This window comes from Micromonospora sp. HNM0581, from assembly GCF_012726175.1.
In the GTDB taxonomy this organism is placed as follows: Bacteria; Actinomycetota; Actinomycetes; order Mycobacteriales; family Micromonosporaceae; genus Micromonospora.
The window spans coordinates 117,214-132,623 of sequence record NZ_JAASAD010000010.1 but is presented as its reverse complement, the minus strand read 5'-3'; the positions used below and the strand labels follow the sequence as shown (position 1 = coordinate 132,623).

At 70.6% G+C, this 15,410-nt stretch carries 16 protein-coding genes; 8 read left to right on the top strand and 8 right to left on the bottom strand.

All coding sequences use genetic code 11. The features are described from left to right. Window positions 1-42: 42 nt before the first annotated feature. Together HCA58_RS14475 and HCA58_RS14470 are read right to left on the bottom strand one after the other, a co-directional pair. Window positions 43-1,149 carry a D-alanine--D-alanine ligase family protein gene (locus HCA58_RS14475; protein WP_169598344.1) on the bottom strand — a complete coding sequence of 369 codons (1,107 nt, stop codon included), beginning with the start codon at window positions 1,147-1,149 and terminating at the stop codon, window positions 43-45. A gap of 148 nt (window positions 1,150-1,297) precedes the next feature. After that, the gene (locus tag HCA58_RS14470) at window positions 1,298-1,534 is read right to left on the bottom strand and encodes a hypothetical protein (protein WP_169598343.1); all 237 of its coding nucleotides are present in this window, start codon (window positions 1,532-1,534) and stop codon (window positions 1,298-1,300) included. A gap of 275 nt (window positions 1,535-1,809) precedes the next feature. On the opposite strand from HCA58_RS14470, the gene HCA58_RS14465 reads away from it, so the two are divergent. Continuing rightward, complete coding sequence (locus HCA58_RS14465; RefSeq protein ID WP_169598342.1) at window positions 1,810-2,655, top strand: helix-turn-helix transcriptional regulator; 846 nt, start codon at window positions 1,810-1,812, stop codon at window positions 2,653-2,655. A 4-nt stretch (window positions 2,656-2,659) separates the two neighbouring features. Further along, window positions 2,660-2,860, top strand: a complete 201-nt coding sequence (locus tag HCA58_RS14460) for a DUF397 domain-containing protein (RefSeq protein WP_169598341.1) — start codon at window positions 2,660-2,662, stop codon at window positions 2,858-2,860. A gap of 141 nt (window positions 2,861-3,001) precedes the next feature. Here the strand turns inward: HCA58_RS14460 and HCA58_RS14455 are convergent, their stop codons facing one another. From HCA58_RS14455 to HCA58_RS14445, 3 genes are read right to left on the bottom strand one after another with little or no spacing between them, the layout of a single operon-like run. Next, entirely contained in the window at window positions 3,002-4,162 is a 1,161-nt protein-coding gene (locus tag HCA58_RS14455) for a cystathionine gamma-lyase (protein WP_169598340.1), read from the bottom strand. Window positions 4,163-4,164: 2 nt separating this feature from the next. Next, window positions 4,165-5,163 carry an NAD(P)H-dependent glycerol-3-phosphate dehydrogenase gene (locus HCA58_RS14450; RefSeq protein ID WP_169598339.1) on the bottom strand — a complete coding sequence of 333 codons (999 nt, stop codon included), beginning with the start codon at window positions 5,161-5,163 and terminating at the stop codon, window positions 4,165-4,167. Continuing rightward, the gene (locus HCA58_RS14445; protein ID WP_169598338.1) at window positions 5,160-5,897 is read right to left on the bottom strand and encodes a lysophospholipid acyltransferase family protein; all 738 of its coding nucleotides are present in this window, start codon (window positions 5,895-5,897) and stop codon (window positions 5,160-5,162) included. Before HCA58_RS14445 ends, HCA58_RS14450 begins: the two co-directional genes overlap by 4 nt. A gap of 129 nt (window positions 5,898-6,026) precedes the next feature. Between HCA58_RS14445 and cofC the strand changes: the two genes are divergently transcribed. From cofC to HCA58_RS14420, 5 genes are read left to right on the top strand one after another with little or no spacing between them, the layout of a single operon-like run. Continuing rightward, on the top strand, window positions 6,027-6,662 hold the full coding sequence (gene cofC / locus HCA58_RS14440) for a 2-phospho-L-lactate guanylyltransferase (RefSeq protein WP_169598337.1): 636 nt from the start codon (window positions 6,027-6,029) through the stop codon (window positions 6,660-6,662). 46 nt (window positions 6,663-6,708) lie between these two features. Continuing rightward, a complete protein-coding gene (locus tag HCA58_RS14435) occupies window positions 6,709-6,906 on the top strand; it encodes a cold-shock protein (RefSeq protein ID WP_169598336.1) in 198 nt (65 codons plus the stop codon). A gap of 53 nt (window positions 6,907-6,959) precedes the next feature. Continuing rightward, window positions 6,960-9,254 (top strand): RNA degradosome polyphosphate kinase, encoded by a 2,295-nt coding sequence (locus tag HCA58_RS14430; protein WP_169598335.1) that lies wholly within the window; start codon window positions 6,960-6,962, stop codon window positions 9,252-9,254. Between the two features lie 23 nt (window positions 9,255-9,277). Further along, complete coding sequence (locus HCA58_RS14425; RefSeq protein ID WP_169598334.1) at window positions 9,278-10,810, top strand: CYTH and CHAD domain-containing protein; 1,533 nt, start codon at window positions 9,278-9,280, stop codon at window positions 10,808-10,810. Further along, the gene (locus tag HCA58_RS14420; RefSeq protein ID WP_169598333.1) at window positions 10,798-11,673 is read left to right on the top strand and encodes an NUDIX hydrolase; all 876 of its coding nucleotides are present in this window, start codon (window positions 10,798-10,800) and stop codon (window positions 11,671-11,673) included. The genes HCA58_RS14425 and HCA58_RS14420 overlap by 13 nt, the downstream gene beginning before the upstream one ends. 64 nt (window positions 11,674-11,737) lie before the next feature. Here the strand turns inward: HCA58_RS14420 and HCA58_RS14415 are convergent, their stop codons facing one another. From HCA58_RS14415 to leuC, 3 genes are all read right to left on the bottom strand, one after another. Further along, window positions 11,738-12,355 (bottom strand): HU family DNA-binding protein, encoded by a 618-nt coding sequence (locus HCA58_RS14415; protein ID WP_169598332.1) that lies wholly within the window; start codon window positions 12,353-12,355, stop codon window positions 11,738-11,740. A gap of 173 nt (window positions 12,356-12,528) precedes the next feature. Next, entirely contained in the window at window positions 12,529-13,116 is a 588-nt protein-coding gene (gene leuD, locus HCA58_RS14410; RefSeq protein WP_169598331.1) for a 3-isopropylmalate dehydratase small subunit, read from the bottom strand. A 14-nt stretch (window positions 13,117-13,130) separates the two neighbouring features. Continuing rightward, complete coding sequence (leuC, locus tag HCA58_RS14405; protein WP_169598330.1) at window positions 13,131-14,576, bottom strand: 3-isopropylmalate dehydratase large subunit; 1,446 nt, start codon at window positions 14,574-14,576, stop codon at window positions 13,131-13,133. A gap of 49 nt (window positions 14,577-14,625) precedes the next feature. Here leuC and HCA58_RS14400 point away from each other — a divergent pair, with 49 nt between their 5' ends. Then, on the top strand, window positions 14,626-15,312 hold the full coding sequence (locus HCA58_RS14400; RefSeq protein WP_091671614.1) for an IclR family transcriptional regulator: 687 nt from the start codon (window positions 14,626-14,628) through the stop codon (window positions 15,310-15,312). Window positions 15,313-15,410 lie beyond the last annotated feature (98 nt).

The window sequence follows — 15,410 nt, the reverse complement described above, 5'->3', positions numbered from 1 at the left end:
CGGGCCACGTCCGGTCTGGACCGCATCCGCCGACGCTGCGGGTCAGTACCGCCCGGAACCCCGGGTCATCGCCGTACGGATGAGTCGGTCGACGAGCTTCGGGTACTCCAGGCCGGCCGCCGCCCACATCCTGGGGAACATCGACGTCGGCGTGAAGCCGGGCATCGTATTGATCTCGTTGAGGTAGACGTCGAGTTCGGGCGTGACGAAGAAGTCGACGCGGGCCAGGCCGGCGCAGTCCAGCGCGGTGAAGGCGCGTACGGCGTGCTCGCGCACCTGCCGGGTGACCTGCTCCGGCAGGTCGGCTGGGATGTCGTACTCGCAGGCGGACTCCGCGTCGATGTACTTGGCCTCGAAGTCGTAGAAGTCGTAGTCGCCGACCAGACGGACCTCGGCCAGCACGGATGCCTCCGGTGCGCCGCCGGCCTCGCCCTCCAGGACGCCACACTCGATTTCCCGGCCGACGATGGCACCCTCGACCAGCACCTTGCTGTCGATCTTCCGTGCGGTGGCGAGGGCCGCGTCCAGGTCGGCCCAGTCGTTGACCTTGGTGATGCCGAAGGATGAGCCGGCCCGGGAGGGCTTGACGAAGACCGGGAGGCCCAACCGCTCCTTGTCCGCCTCGCTGAGCGTCGTTCCGCTGCGCAGCACCGCGTACGGGCCGACCGGGATACCCTCGGCGACGCAGAGCTTCTTGGTGAACTCCTTGTCCATCGCGGCGGCCGAGGCGAACACCTTCGCCCCGACGTAAGGGATGCCGGCCATCTCCAGCATGCCCTGGATGGTGCCGTCCTCACCGTAGGCGCCGTGCAGTACGGGGAAGACCACGTCCATGTCGGCGAGCACCCGTGGCCCTTCGACCGGGTCGAGCACGAGCAGCCCACCGCCGGTGGGGTCGGTACGCAGCACGACGTCCAGGCCGGAATCGGCGGTGATCTCCGGCAACCGGCGGGCGTTGATCGCCAACTGACCGGGGTCGCCGCTGGTCAGCACCCACTGACCGGCCCGGGTGATGCCGACCGGTACCACCTCGAACTCGTCCGGATCCAGCGCGCCGAGCACACTGCCGGCGCTGACGCACGAGATGCCGTGTTCCGGGCTGCGGCCGCCGAAGACGATCGCCACACGGGTCTTGCCTGGGGTGGTCACTGTGATCACCTTTCCGGGACGCACTGCTGGCGCTCTCCCGGATGACCTTACTGTGCGTGGCGGGCGGGGGTAGCCGATACCCTGCGGGAACGCCACGCTGCTGCAAACGGTCAACCGATGATACACGGAGTGTTACCGGGCGCCGAGGTCAGCCGGCAAGCTCACGATCGCCGTACGCGTGCCGGCGACCGATGGCGAGCACCTTCACCCGTTGTCGACCGGCCCGCACCATGCCCAGCGCCATGAACGCTCCGGCGATGCGTTCGGCGGCTTCGCGGCTGTTCGCGCCGACCACCTGACGGCGCCGCTCGGGCGCCACCCGCTCGTTACGACCGTCGATCCCGTTCGGGCGGACGTCGGTGAGCACCACCAGGAAACGTGTCATCGCCGGCCGTCCCGGCGCTCGCCGAAAACCCGCTGACCAGTGCACACGTCGATTCCCTCCTGGCAGCCGACCAACTGGCGCGGCACGCGGCGGTCGAGTACGGGGGAAAACCCGACCGCCGCGCGCCCCATCCCCTCCGGTCGCTCACCACCACCGTCGCCACGACAACCGGCGGTGAGGACGCAACAACAGACTGACAGCTCCATGGGCATGAATGCAACTCTCACCGACGTTCTCTCATGTACAGCTTCCCAAATACGTGCGACCATCTATGCATGGCTCCGAAGACCGCACGCGCTCGTCGACTGGGCATCGCCCTGCGCCACCATCGGGAGGCCGCCGGCCTCACCCTGGAGACCGCAGCCGATGAGATCAACAGCACCCGCAGCACCCTCTCCCGCTACGAGAACGCGCAGACCCTCGTCAGCCCGGCTATCGTGCGCGCCCTACTCACCCTCTACGGGGTCGGTGCGGACGACGTCGCGGCAGCTGTCGAGCTCGCCAAGGACGCACGCAAGCCGGGCTGGTGGGTGTCCTACTCGTACCTGCTCGACCGGCGCACCATCGACTTCATCGCGCTGGAGGCGGAGGCCGTCGCCATCTCGAACTTCGAGCCGTCGGTGGTGCCCGGTCTGTTGCAGACCGCCGACTACATCCGTGGTGTGATGCGGGGCGGCCCGCACACCCTCAGCGACAACGACGTCGAGGAGCGGGTACGCATGCGGATCGACCGGCAGCAGCGGGTCTTCGCGGAAGACCCGCCGATCTTCGACGCGATACTCGACGAGGCCGCGCTGCTACGTCCGGTGGGTGACGACTCCGCACAGCAGGGCCAGCTGAGCCACCTGCTAAAGATGAGCGAGCTGCCGAACATCACCGTGCAGATGATCCCGTTGACAGCCGGCTACCACCGGGGCACCCGGGGTTCGCTGCACATCCTCGAATTCGCCGACCCGGAGGACCCGATCATCGCCTCCGTGGAGACGGTCGCCGGGCAGATGATCCTCGACCGTCCCGGTGACCTACGTACCTGCACCAAGATCATGGAACACCTGCGCACCGTCGCACTCAGCCCGACGGACAGTCGCGACGCAATCTTCAACCTGACGAAGGGACGGTAGTTCGATGACACCGGAGATCGAGGCGGCGGTGGCCGTGACACAGTGGCGCAAGAGCAGCCACAGCGGTGACGAGGGAGCCTGCGTCGAGATGGCTGTCGCCCCCGGCACCGTCGCCGTACGCGACTCCAAGGATCCGCACGGTCCGCTGCTGACCTTCCCGCCGTCGGCGTGGGCCACCTTCGCCCAGGCTCCGCCGACCCGCTGAGCTACGGAGGAACCGCACCCCAGAGCCGCTGACCGGGCCGGTAAGGGCACCGCCGGCCCGGTCAGCCCCTCCGTCGCCGTAGCCGCGCACCAACTTCGCCCGAGTTCCGCCTCCCGCCGTCACAGCCTGACGGCGACCTCGTCAGCCGGCGGCGTCGAGCGCGGCCCCGACATCGGCGATCAGGTCAGCGGTGTCCTCCACCCCACAGGAGAGCCGGACGAAGCCGGGAGGGGTGTCGTCGCCCCACTGTGCCCGCCGGTCCGCAGTGGTGTGCAGGCCACCGAAGGAGGTCGCCGCGACGACCAGTCGAGCCGCGTCGAGGAAACGGACGACCCGGTCGGCACTGCCGAGATCGAAGGAGAGCACACCCGGCATCCGCCGCAGTTGCCGCACCGCCACCGGATGCGCCGGGTCGTCGGGCAACCCGGGCCAGCGCAACCCGTCGACGTCGGTACGCGCGGCCAACAGCCGGGTCAGCGCGTCCGCGTTCGCCGTCTGCCGGGCCAGGCGCAGATCGAGAGTGGCCAGCGACCGGTGGGCCAGCCAGGCGTCGAACGCACCAGGCACGGAACCGGTGGCGGTACGCCAGGCGGTGACCGTCGACAACAGGTCCACCGACCGGGTGGCGACGTAGCCGAGCAGCAGGTCAGAGTGTCCGGTCAACGCCTTGGTACCGGAGGCGACGACCACGTCGGCGCCGAGATCCAGCGGACGCTGACCGAGCGGGGTGGCGGTCGTGTTGTCCACGGCCAACAGGGCACCGGCGGCGTGCACCCGCTCGGCCAACGCCGGCAGGTCGACAACGTCGAGCCCGGGGTTCGCCGGTGTCTCCACGAGCACCAGCCGTACCCCGTCGAGATCCGGGTACGGCCCGACGGTCGGTGCGAACTGCACTTCCACGCCGTTGCCGGCGAGAGTGTCGGTGGCGAACGCGCGCACCGGGAAGTACCCGTCGGAGGGGAGGACCACCGCGTCACCTGCCCGGAGCACCGCCAGCAGCAGCCCGGTTATCGCCGCCTGACCGCTGGCGAAGACCCGGCAGTCACCGCCTTCGAGTTCACCGACGGCGGCCTCGAGCAGCCGTCGGGTCGGGTTGTCCGAACGCCCGTACCCGTTCGGCGATCCCTCCGGCCCCTGCCGCGGGTCGAGGTGGTACGGCGCGGCGAACACCGGCCCGGGCAGGAACGGCGCGCCGGGGGTGGGCTCGGGCAGCCCGGCGTGCACGCACCGGGTGCCGTCCCCCAGTACGGGGGTCGACTGTTCGTGCTGCCGGGGCGAACGGAACTGGTATTCGTCGGTCATGCTCACTCCGGTTTCGTGGTGCGGCTCATCAGGGCCTGGACCGCCAGTCGCGGGTCCACCCCCTCGTGACAGACCAGCTCGACCTGCTCGGTGATCGGCATCTCCACCCCGTGCGCACGGGCCAGGTCCCGGATCGCCAGGGCGCTCTTGACGCCCTCGGCGGTCTGCCGGGTGGCGACCCGCGCCTGCTCCAGGGTGGCACCCCGGCCGAGATGCTCGCCGAAGGTACGGTTGCGGGCCGACGGCGACGAGCACGAGGCCACCAGGTCGCCCATTCCAGCGAGGCCGGCGAAGGTGAGCGGATCCGCACCGAGGGCGACCCCGAGCCGGGCGGTCTCGGCGAGTCCACGGGTGACGAGCATGGCTCGGGTGTTGTGGCCGAAGCCCATCGCGGTGGCGATGCCGTACGCCAGCGCGATCACGTTCTTGACGGCGCCGCCGAGCTCGCAGCCGATCACGTCGTCGTTCGTGTACGGGCGGAAGTAGGGCGTGGTGATCGACCGCTGCACCAGGGTGGCCCGGTCGGAGTCGGTGCAGGCGACCACCGTGGCCGCTGGTTGCTCCGCGGCGATCTCCGGTGCCAGGTTGGGGCCGGACACCACCACCACCCGGTCCGCCGCCACCTCGGCGGTCTCGACGATCACCTCGCTCATGCGCTTGGTGGTGCCGAGTTCGATGCCCTTCATCAACGACACCAGGGTGGCTTCGGGGTGCAGATGCCCCACCCACTCGGCGAGGTTGCCACGCAGGGTCTGCGACGGCACCGCCAACACCACCATCTCGGCATCCACGATCGCCTCGACGGGGTCGCCGGTTGCGGTGACCCGCTCCGGCAGCACCACGCCGGGCAGGTACTCCGGGTTACGCCGCTCGGCGCGGATCACGTCGACGATCGGCTGTCGCCGAGCCCAGAGCGTCACCTCCCGGCCGGCGTCAGCGAGGATCTTCGCGAACGACGTCCCCCACGAACCGGCTCCCAACACCGCCACATGCCCACTCATGCCGCCGTCTCCGGGCGCTCACGGTCGGTTTGCGGGCGGATGGGGCGTTGCCACAGCGGCGGTGGTGTGCCGCCCCGGATGTCGGAGAGCATGTCCCGCAACCGCAGCATGATCACATCGGTCATCTCCTCCAACACCTGGCGGCTCGGAGCGACGCCGGCCCAACGACTGAGGTCGATCGGTGGACCGGCCACCACGGTCACCGGGATCCGGGGCCGCAGGTTGATCCGCGCCCGGCGCGGGTCGAAGATCCGCTCCGGGCCCCACATCGCCAGGGGCACCACCGGGACGCCGGTGGTCAGCGCCAGCCGCGCCGCACCGGTCTTGCCCTTCATCGGCCACAGGTCGGGTTCCCGGCTGGTGGTCCCCTCCGGATAGATGATCACAGCGCCGCCTTCGTCGAGCGCCCGGACCAGGGCGTCAAGCGACTTCACCGCGTCGACCGAACCCCGCTCCACGGGGATCTGCCGGCACCGGTGCAGGATCCAGCCGATCACCGGCACCTTGAACACGCTCGCCTTGCCGAGGAACTGAGGCCAACGCCCGGCGTCGTAGACGAAGTGCGCCGAGACCAGCGGATCGGCATGCGAGATGTGGTTCGGCACGATGATCACGGGACCGTCCTGGCTCAGGTGTTCCATGCCCCGCCAGGTGCGCCGGGTCCAGACGGTCATCACCGGCTTGACCAGCACCACGGCGAACCATTGCCAGAATCCCAGCCTCCGCCGACCCACCGTGCCTCCTTCAAGCCCGCCCCGACCCGACACCGGAGGAGCCCGGTGAGGTCCGCAGCCGAAATCATGCCTGCTCGCCCCGGGTACGGCCAGTGAGGGTACCGCCGCCCGACTGGCAGGATGGCAGGTGTGACACAGCCCTGGACGGTGGTGGTGCCGGTCAAGCGCCTGTCAGCCGCGAAGACCCGGCTACGGGGCGGCCTGCCGGGCGTTGCCCATCAGGACCTGGCCCTGGCACTGGCCATGGACACCCTGGCGGCGGTGCGCACCACCCCGGGCGTGGCGGAGGTGCTCGTGGTCACCGGCGACACCCGGGTCGCGCAGGTGGTCCGATCGGCGGGTGTCCGGCTACTTCCGGATCCCGACGCCGGTCTCAACGCCGCGTTCCGGCACGGCGCGGCGAACGTCACCGGCTGGGTGGCCGGGCTCACCGCCGACCTGCCCGCGCTGCGACCGGCCGAGTTGGCGGCAGCGCTGTACGCGGCACTGAGCGGGCCGCCCGCGGCACGCCGGTTCGTGGCTGACACACCGGGCACCGGCACCGTGCTGCTGGCCGCCCCGCCGGGCGTACCGCTGGACCCGCGCTTCGGACCCGACTCGGCCGCCGCGCACACGGCAAGCGGTGCGTACCCGCTGACCGGCGGCTGGCCGAGCCTGCGGCGCGACGTGGACACCGCCGACGACCTGGCCGCCGCAGCATGGCTGGGGCTGGGCCCGCGTACCGCGGCGGTGGCCGCCGGCTGCCTGACCGAGTCCCCGAGCTGACCGGACGGGCGCTCGCCCGTCCCGGCCCGTTCGGTACGGTGCTGGCATGCAGGGCACGGTGGCGACCTTCGACGCGGCGACTCGCAGCGGGCTGCTGCTGCTCGACGACGGCACCGAGCTGTCCTTCCCGGCTCGGGCGTTCGACGCCTCCGGGTTGCGCCTGCTCCGCCTCGGGCAGCGGGTCCGTGTCGAGACGGACGCTGCCGGAGTCGTCGTACGCGTGACGCTGCCGACGATGTCCTGACAACCCGCCCCAAGTTCATTTTGCGTTTACCAAGTTCGGGTGATTATGAGCGGGTGAGTACCCCTCGCGAACGCCCCGCCAGCCCCGCCGCCACCAACGACACCACCAGCCGCAACGGAGGTCGCCCCCGAGGGACCGACGGGCGGTTCCGCAGCACCCGCCCGTCCCCCGAGGACCCAGCGGGCCACGACCCGGCGGCTGCCTCCGCCGGCCTGGAGGAGGTGCTGGACCCGGTGTCGAAGCCGGAGCTGCCGCAGCCTGTCGACGACCCGGTGCCCACCGACCCGCTTCCCGAGGACCGGTTCCTCAACCGGGAGCTGTCCTGGCTCGACTTCAACGCCCGGGTACTCGCCCTGGCCGAGGACCAGAAGACCCCGTTGCTGGAACGGGCCAAGTTCCTGGCCATCTTCGCCAGCAACCTCGACGAGTTCTACATGGTGCGGGTGGCCGGGCTGAAACGCCGGCTCTCCGCCGGCCTGCCCGTGCGGGGCGGCGACGGGCTGCCCCTGCGTACCCAGTTGGCGCTGATCTCGGAGAAGGCCGCCGAACTGGTCGCCCGGCAGGCCGCCTGCTACGTCGACGACCTGCTGCCCAAACTGGCCGCCGAGGACATCCGGGTGCTGCGCTGGTCCGACCTCGGCGATGCCGAACGGGAACGGCTGCGCACCTACTTCCGGGAGAAGATCTTCCCGGTGCTCACCCCGCTGGCGGTCGACCCGGCCCACCCGTTTCCGTACATTTCGGGCCGATCACTCAACCTGGCCGTCGCGGTACGCGACCCGGACGGCGGGCCGGAACTGTTCGCCCGGGTGAAGGTACCGAACAACGTGCCCCGCTTCGTACGGGTGGACCGGGACCGGCCCGGGGTCCGGATGCTGCCGGTCGAGGATCTCATCGCGGTGCATCTCGGTCAGCTCTTCTCCGGCATGCAGGTGGTCGAGTGCCACCTGTTCCGGGTGACCCGCAACGCCGAGGTGGAGGTCGACGAGGACCGGGACGAGGATCTGCTCCAGGCGTTGGAGCGGGAACTGGCGCGCCGTCGTTTCGGCCCACCGGTACGCCTGGAGGTCGCCGCCTCGATCTCCGACCACATGCTGGAACTGCTCGTCCGGGAACTGGACATGGACGCCCAGGACGTGCTTCGCGTCCGTGGCCTGCTGGATCTCTCCGCACTGTGGCAGCTCTACGGTGAGGCCGACCGGCCCGACCTCAAGGACCCGCCGTTCGTGCCCGCCACCCATCCTCGGCTCACCGAGGGCGAGGTGCCGCGCAGCGTCTTCGCCACCCTGCGCGACGGCGACGTGCTCGTGCACCACCCGTACCACTCCTTCGCCACGAGCGTGCAACGGTTCATCGAGCAGGCCGCCGCCGATCCGAACGTGCTGGCCATCAAGCAGACGCTCTATCGAACCAGTGGTGACTCACCGATCGTGGACGCCCTCGTCGACGCCGCCGCTGCCGGCAAGCAGGTGGTGGTGCTCGTCGAACTGAAGGCCCGCTTCGACGAGGTGGCGAACATCGGCTGGGCCCGCACCCTGGAGCGGGCCGGCTGCCACGTCGTCTACGGTCTGGTCGGTCTGAAGACGCACTGCAAGACCGCGCTGGTGGTACGCCAGGAAGGCAACCAGATCCGCCGCTACTGCCACATCGGCACCGGCAACTACCACCCGAAGACCGCCCGGCTGTACGAGGACTTCGGCATGCTCACCGCCGACCCGGAGATCGGCGCCGACCTGACCGACCTGTTCAACGTGCTCACCGGGTACAGCCGGCAGACCGCGTACCGGCGGCTGCTGGTGGCACCGCAGGGCATCCGCAGCGGTCTGATCGAACGGATCGAACGGGAAATCAACCATGTCCGGCTGGGCATGCCGGGGCTCGTCCAGTTCAAGGTGAACTCGCTAGTCGACGAGGAGATCACCGACGCGTTGTACCGGGCCTCGCAGGCCGGTGTACACGTCGACCTGATCATCCGGGGGATGTGCACGCTACGCCCGGGCGTGCCCGGACTGTCGGACAACATCCGGGTGCACTCGATCCTCGGCCAGTTCCTGGAGCACTCCCGGGTCTTCCGGTTCGGTAACAACGGCGACGCGGAGTTCTGGATCGGCTCCGCCGACCTGATGCACCGCAACCTGGACCGACGGGTGGAGGCGCTGGTCCAGGTGACCGACCCGGTGGCCCGAGCCGAACTCGACCATGTGCTCGGTGCCGCGATGAGCCCCGACGTGGAGGCGTTCGAGCTGGCCGGTGACGGCACCTGGAGCCGCCGCGCGGGCCGGCCGGAGACGCCGCTGAGCCACCTTCAGCATCTGCTGTTGCGTCGCGTCGGCGGCACAGCCGGTTGACCGGACCGGAATAGGCTGAGCAGATGGTCGAGGAGGAACGGAAGTTCACGGTGGAGGCCGGGTGGCTACCCCCCGACCTCTCCCCCGCCGCACCGGCCTCGGGGAGCGTCCGCGTACTGACGCCGACGACCCTGGTCGCCACCTACCACGACACCGTGGACCTGCGGCTGGCCCGGGCGGGTGTCTCGCTGCGGTACCGCGACGGTGACGAGGTGCCGTGGACGGTGAAGCTGCCGACCGGCAGTCCCGGCCTCCGCCACGAAATTTCCCGCCCCGGCTCCGCCGACGCGATGCCGACAGAGCTGGTCGAGCTGGTCACCGTGTTCCACCGAGGTGCCCCACTGGCCCCGGCCGCGGTGGTGCGTACCGTACGGCACGCCTGGGAGGTCGTCGACGACTCCGGTCGGGTGCTGGCCGAAGTGGTCGACGACCAGGTCACCGTGCTCGACGACGGAGGTGCCGTCACCGGCGCGTTCCGCGAGGTCGAGGTGGAACGCAAGGCCGGTGACGGCGTACTGCTCGACCGGCTCACCGATCTGCTGACTGCCGCCGGCGCCGGCGGTGGTGACTTCACCCCGAAACACGTACGCGCTCTGGGCCGGGCGGCCACCGCCGAACCGGACCTGGTCGCCCCGGACGACCTACCGGCCGATCCGCGTGCCGCGGCGGTGGTCACCGAGGCGGTACGCCGCGAGGTGGCTCGACTGTTGGCACACGATCCGCTGGTCCGCCTCCGCGCTCCGGTAGGCGACGACGACACCGCCGTGCACCAGATGCGGGTCGCCTGCCGGCGGTTGCGGAGCGACCTGAAGACTTTCGGCCCGCTGGTCCGCCCCGCGTGGGCACGCCCGCTGCGCACCGAGTTGAAGTGGCTGGCAGATGCGCTGGGGGCCGCCCGGGACGCGGAGGTGCTGCGGGAACGGTTGCGCCGCACCGCCACCGCCGACCCGGTCAGCCCGGTCGACCCGGCGGCGGTCGACCGGCTGGACGCCGCACTCGCCGGCTGGCAGGAGGAGGCGCTGGCGGGGGTCGATGAGGCGCTGCGCTCGGCGCGGTACCTCGCTCTGGTCGATGCGCTGGTACTGGCGGCTCGGGCGCCGCGACTGACGCCCCGGGCGGACGCGCCGGCTCGGCGGGTGCTGCCCCGACTCGTGGCCCGTCCGTGGCGACGTCTGGCGGGCACACCGAAGAAGCCAGGCGGCGTCGCGACGCTGGACCCGGCTGGGCCGGACGAGCAGTGGCACACCGTACGCAAGCAGGGCAAGCAGGCTCGCTCGGCGGTGACGGCGGTCGCCCCGGTACTCGGCGGGGACGCGACGAAGCTGGCCCGGGCGCTGGCCAAGGTGCAGAACCTGCTCGGTGAGCATCAGGACGCGGCGGTGGCCGCCGAAACCTGGCGGGCGGTGGCCGACGCCCGGCCCGACGACCATGAGTTGGCGGTGGCCGCGGGCCGGCTGCTGGAGCGGGAGCGGGCGGCCGTGCGACGGGCGCGGGCAGACTTCCCGTACGCCTGGCGGCGAGCCAGCCGGCGACGCCGGACCCGGTGGTTGGCGTGACCGCGATCCGGGCGGCCGGTGGCGTGGTGTGGCGGCCGGCGGGGAACCACGTCGAGGTGTGCCTTGTGCACCGGCCCCGGTACGGGGACTGGACGCTGCCGAAGGGCAAGTTGGAAGCGGGCGAACATCCGCTGGTCGCCGCCGCCCGGGAAGTCGCCGAGGAGGCCGACGCGCAGGCCGTGCCACAGCAGCGGCTGCCCTCGGTCCGGTATTTCAGCGAGGGCCGGCTCAAGGTGGTCGACTACTGGTCGATGCGGGCGGTGGGTACCGGCGGCTTCCAGCCGAACACGGAGGTCGACGAGGTCCGTTGGCTGTCCGCCGATGACGCGATGACCCTGGTGAGTTATCCGCACGACGTGGAGGTGCTGGCCGCCTTCGCGGCGTTGCCGCCGGTCACCGCAGCCCTGATGCTGGTACGCCACGGGCATGCAGGTAAGCGCCTGGCCTGGCCGGGCCCGGACACCGGACGGCCGTTGGACGCCCGTGGCTGGTCCGAGGCACAGGCGTTGGCGCCGCTGATCGGACTGATCCGCCCGGCCCGGCTGCTCTCCGCGTCGCCACGCCGGTGCGTGCAGACCCTCGATCCGGCCGCCGCCCTGGTGGACCTGCCGATCGAGGTCAGCGGCGACCTGGACGAACCGCGGGCAGGCCAACAGCCCGACGAATGCGTACTGGCCGCCGCCGCGCGCCTGGCCTCGCTGGCCGCCGCCGGAGCGTCGGCGGCGGTGTGCAGTCAGGGCAAGGTGATCCCCGGTGCCCTACAGCGGTTGGCGGTGCGGTGCGGCGACTTCACCACCCCCAAGGGCGGGGGCTGGCTGCTCGCCTTCGCCGGTGACCGGCTGGTCGCCGCCGACCGCCTCTGACCGGCTGAGCGGACACGGCGAGGGCGCCCACCGTGCCGGTGGGCGCCCTCGCCGTACGACCGGCTCAGCGCCGGGTCGCAGCCTTCTTGGCCGGCGCCTTCTTCGCCGGAGCCTTCTTGGCCGTCGTGGTCTTCCGGGCCGCCGTCGCCTTGGTCGTCGCGGCGGTCTTCTTCGCCGGGGCGGCCTTCTTCGTGGCGGCCTTCGTGGCGGCCTTCGTTGCCGGAGCGGCCTTGGCTGTCTTCTTGGCCGCGGTGGTCTTCTTGGCCGCCGCGGTCTTGCTCGCCGTGGTCCTCGTGGCTGCGGTGCTCTTCGCCGCGGTCGTCTTCTTCGCCGCAGTCGCCTTGCCACCTGTGGTCCTGGCGGTAGCCCCGGCGGTCTTCTTCGCCGCAGCCGTGGCCTTCGGCACCTTGCCGCTGGCCACCATCTCTTTGAACCCGGCGCCGGGGCGGAACAGCGGCACCGAGGTCTTCTTGACCTTCACCGCCTCCCCGGTACGCGGGTTGCGGGCTGTTCGCGCGCCCCGTACGCGCTTCTCGAACGCTCCGAAACCGGTGATCGCCACCTTCTCGCCCTTGGTGACCGCCGCCTGGACCTCGGCGAGGACCGCGTCGAGCGCGGCCGTCGCCGTTTTCCGGTCCCCCAGGCGAACCGCGAGCGCCTCGATGAGCTCGGCCTTGTTCACTACTTCCTCCTGATTGTGCAACTGACTCGACGCGAGCCATTCTGCGCGCACGGTATGCCCTGTGCTGGCGGGACACAAACATTCGGCGGAAAAAAGCCCTTGTGTCGTAACGGATTCGCCCCCACCGGTGGCACCGGTGGGGGCGAAATCGGCTACGGATCGGGGCGTTCGGACTACGCGACCCGGGGCAGGAAGGCTGGCCGATCAGCCTCGAAGGCGCTGATCCCGGCCTCGTGGCGGAGGGTGAGTCCAATGTCGTCCAAGCCCTCCATCAGCCGCCACCGGCTGAAGTCGTCGAGCGGGAACGACCAGGTCGCCGTGTCGACCCGCACCTCGCGGACGGTCAGGTCGACGACCACCGGGGTGGTCGGGTTCTCCTCGACCACGTTCCAGATCTCTTCGACGGCTTTCAATTCCAGCTCGACCGGAAGCAGTCCTTCCTTGAGGGCATTCCCACGGAAGATGTCGCCGAAGCGCGGTGAGATCACCACCCGGAAGCCGTGGTCGCGCAACGCCCACACGGCGTGCTCCCGCGATGATCCGGTGCCGAACTCCGGGCCGGCCACCAGAATCGACGCTCCCGAGTAAGCTCGATCGTTGAGTACGAATCCCGGGTCCTCACGCCACGCACTGAACAACCCGTCCGCGAAACCGGTACGGGTCACCCGCTTGAGGTACACGGCGGGAATGATCTGGTCGGTGTCCACGTCGGACCGACGCAACGGCAACGCGGTGCCGGTGTGCACGGTGAACTTGTCCATCTGTCGCAGCCCTTCTACAGGTCGGCCGGAGCGGCCAGCCGGCCGACGACGGCGGTGGCGGCAGCAACCGGTGGGCTGACCAGGTGGGTACGCCCGCCCCGGCCCTGGCGGCCCTCGAAGTTCCGGTTCGAGGTCGAGGCGGCACGCTGCCCCGGGGAGAGCGTGTCCGGGTTCATGCCCAGACACATGGAGCAGCCAGCGAAACGCCATTCGGCTCCCGCATCGGTGAAGACCTTGTCCAGCCCTTCCGCCTCGGCGGCCTCTCGGACCGCGGCCGAGCCGGGCACCACGAGCATGCGCACCCCGTCGGCCACCCGGTTGCCGCGAAGCACGTCAGCGGCGGCCCGGAGATCCTCCAGGCGCCCGTTGGTGCACGAACCGACGAACACGACGTCGACGGCGAGGTCACGCAGTGCGGTGCCGGGCTCCAGATCCATGTACGTCAGGGCACGACGGGCGGCGGCCCGTTCCGGCTCGGTGACGAACTCGTCCGGATCCGGCACGGTGGCGCCGAGCGGCGCACCCTGCCCGGGGTTGGTGCCCCAGGTGACGAACGGGGTGACCTCGCTGGCGTCCAGAGTCACCTCGGCGTCGAAGGTAGCGCCCTCGTCGGTGGGCAAGGTCCGCCAGTAGGCTAGCGCCGCGTCCCAGTCGGCGCCGCTCGGTGCGTTCGGTCGGCCCTTGAGGTACTCGAAGGTGGTCTCGTCCGGCGCGATCATGCCGGCCTTGGCGCCCCACTCGATGGACATGTTGGCGATCGTCATCCGCCCCTCCATGGACAGCGCCCGGATCGCCTCGCCCCGGTACTCCACGATGTGCCCGCGGCCACCGCCGGTGCCGACCTTCGCGATCAGCGCGAGCACCAGGTCCTTCGCGGTGACCCCGGGTCCGAGTTGACCGTCGACGGTGACCGCCATCGTCTTCGGGCGGGCCTGCGGCAACGTCTGGGTGGCCAGGACGTGTTCCACCTCGCTGGTGCCGATGCCGAAGGCCAGGGCACCGAACGCACCGTGGGTGGCGGTGTGGGAGTCGCCGCAGACGATCGTCATGCCGGGCTGGGTGAGGCCGAGCTGCGGGCCGATGACGTGCACGATGCCCTGGTTGGCGTCGCCGAGCGGATGCAGCCGCACGCCGAACTCGGCGCAGTTGCGCCGCAACGTCTCGATCTGGATGCGGGAGGTGGGGTCGGCGATGGTGAGCAGGTCGCCACGGCGCTGCTGGAACGAGGAATCGGCGTACCCGGTCGGGGTGTTGTGATCCTCGGTCGCCAGCGTGAGGTCGGTTCGCCGCACGCGGCGGCCGGCCATTCGCAGACCGTCGAACGCCTGCGGGCTGGTCACCTCGTGCAGCAGGTGCAGGTCGATGAAGAGCAGATCGGGCTCACCATCAGCGGACCGGACGATGTGTGCGTCCCAGACCTTCTCGGCCAGGGTCCTCGGTTCAGGAGTGACTCCCACCATCTGGACATCCTAAATTCTGGGAGGTAAATTTCGGCTTGTGGGACACAGTATGAGCGGTGTCGGCGTTCTCGACAAGGCGGTGGTCATCCTGGCCGCCTGCGTCGACGGCGCCAGCCTTGCCGAACTCGTTGAACGCACCAAACTACCCAGGGCCACCGCGCACCGGTTGGCCCAGGCGTTGGAGATCCACCGGATGCTGGTCCGGGACACCCAGGGCCGCTGGCGTCCCGGGCCACGCCTGGGCGAGCTGGCGAACGCGGCACCGGACGTGCTGCTAACAGCGGCCGAGCCGTTGCTGGCCGCCCTACGCGACGCCACCGGAGAGAGTGCCCAGCTCTACCTGCGTCGCGCAGACGAGCGAATCTGCGTGGCCGCCGCCGAGCGGGCCAGCGGACTGCGCGACACCGTGCCGGTCGGCTCGGTGCTGCCGATGACCGCCGGATCGGCGGCACAGATCCTGCTCGCCTGGGAGCCGCCCGAGGCGGTGATGCCGCTGCTGCCCCGGTCGAAGTTCACCGGCCGCACCCTCGCCGAGGTCCGTCGCCGGGGTTGGGCGCAGAGTGTGGCCGAGCGGGAAGCCGGGGTGGCGAGCGTCTCCGCCCCGATCCGTGACCGCACCGGCAGGGTGATCGCCTCGATCAGCATCTCCGGCCCCATCGAGCGGCTGGGCCGCCGCCCCGGGGAACGCCACGCCATGGCCGTCGTCAGAGCCGGCCAACGCCTCTCCGGCCTCTGAGCACCCCGACGGCACCGCCACGCGTGGGTGTGGAGGACCCGGTCGTCGTGGTGGTGATTCGCACGCCCGGCTTCCTGGTAGACCGGGAAAGCCGGCGG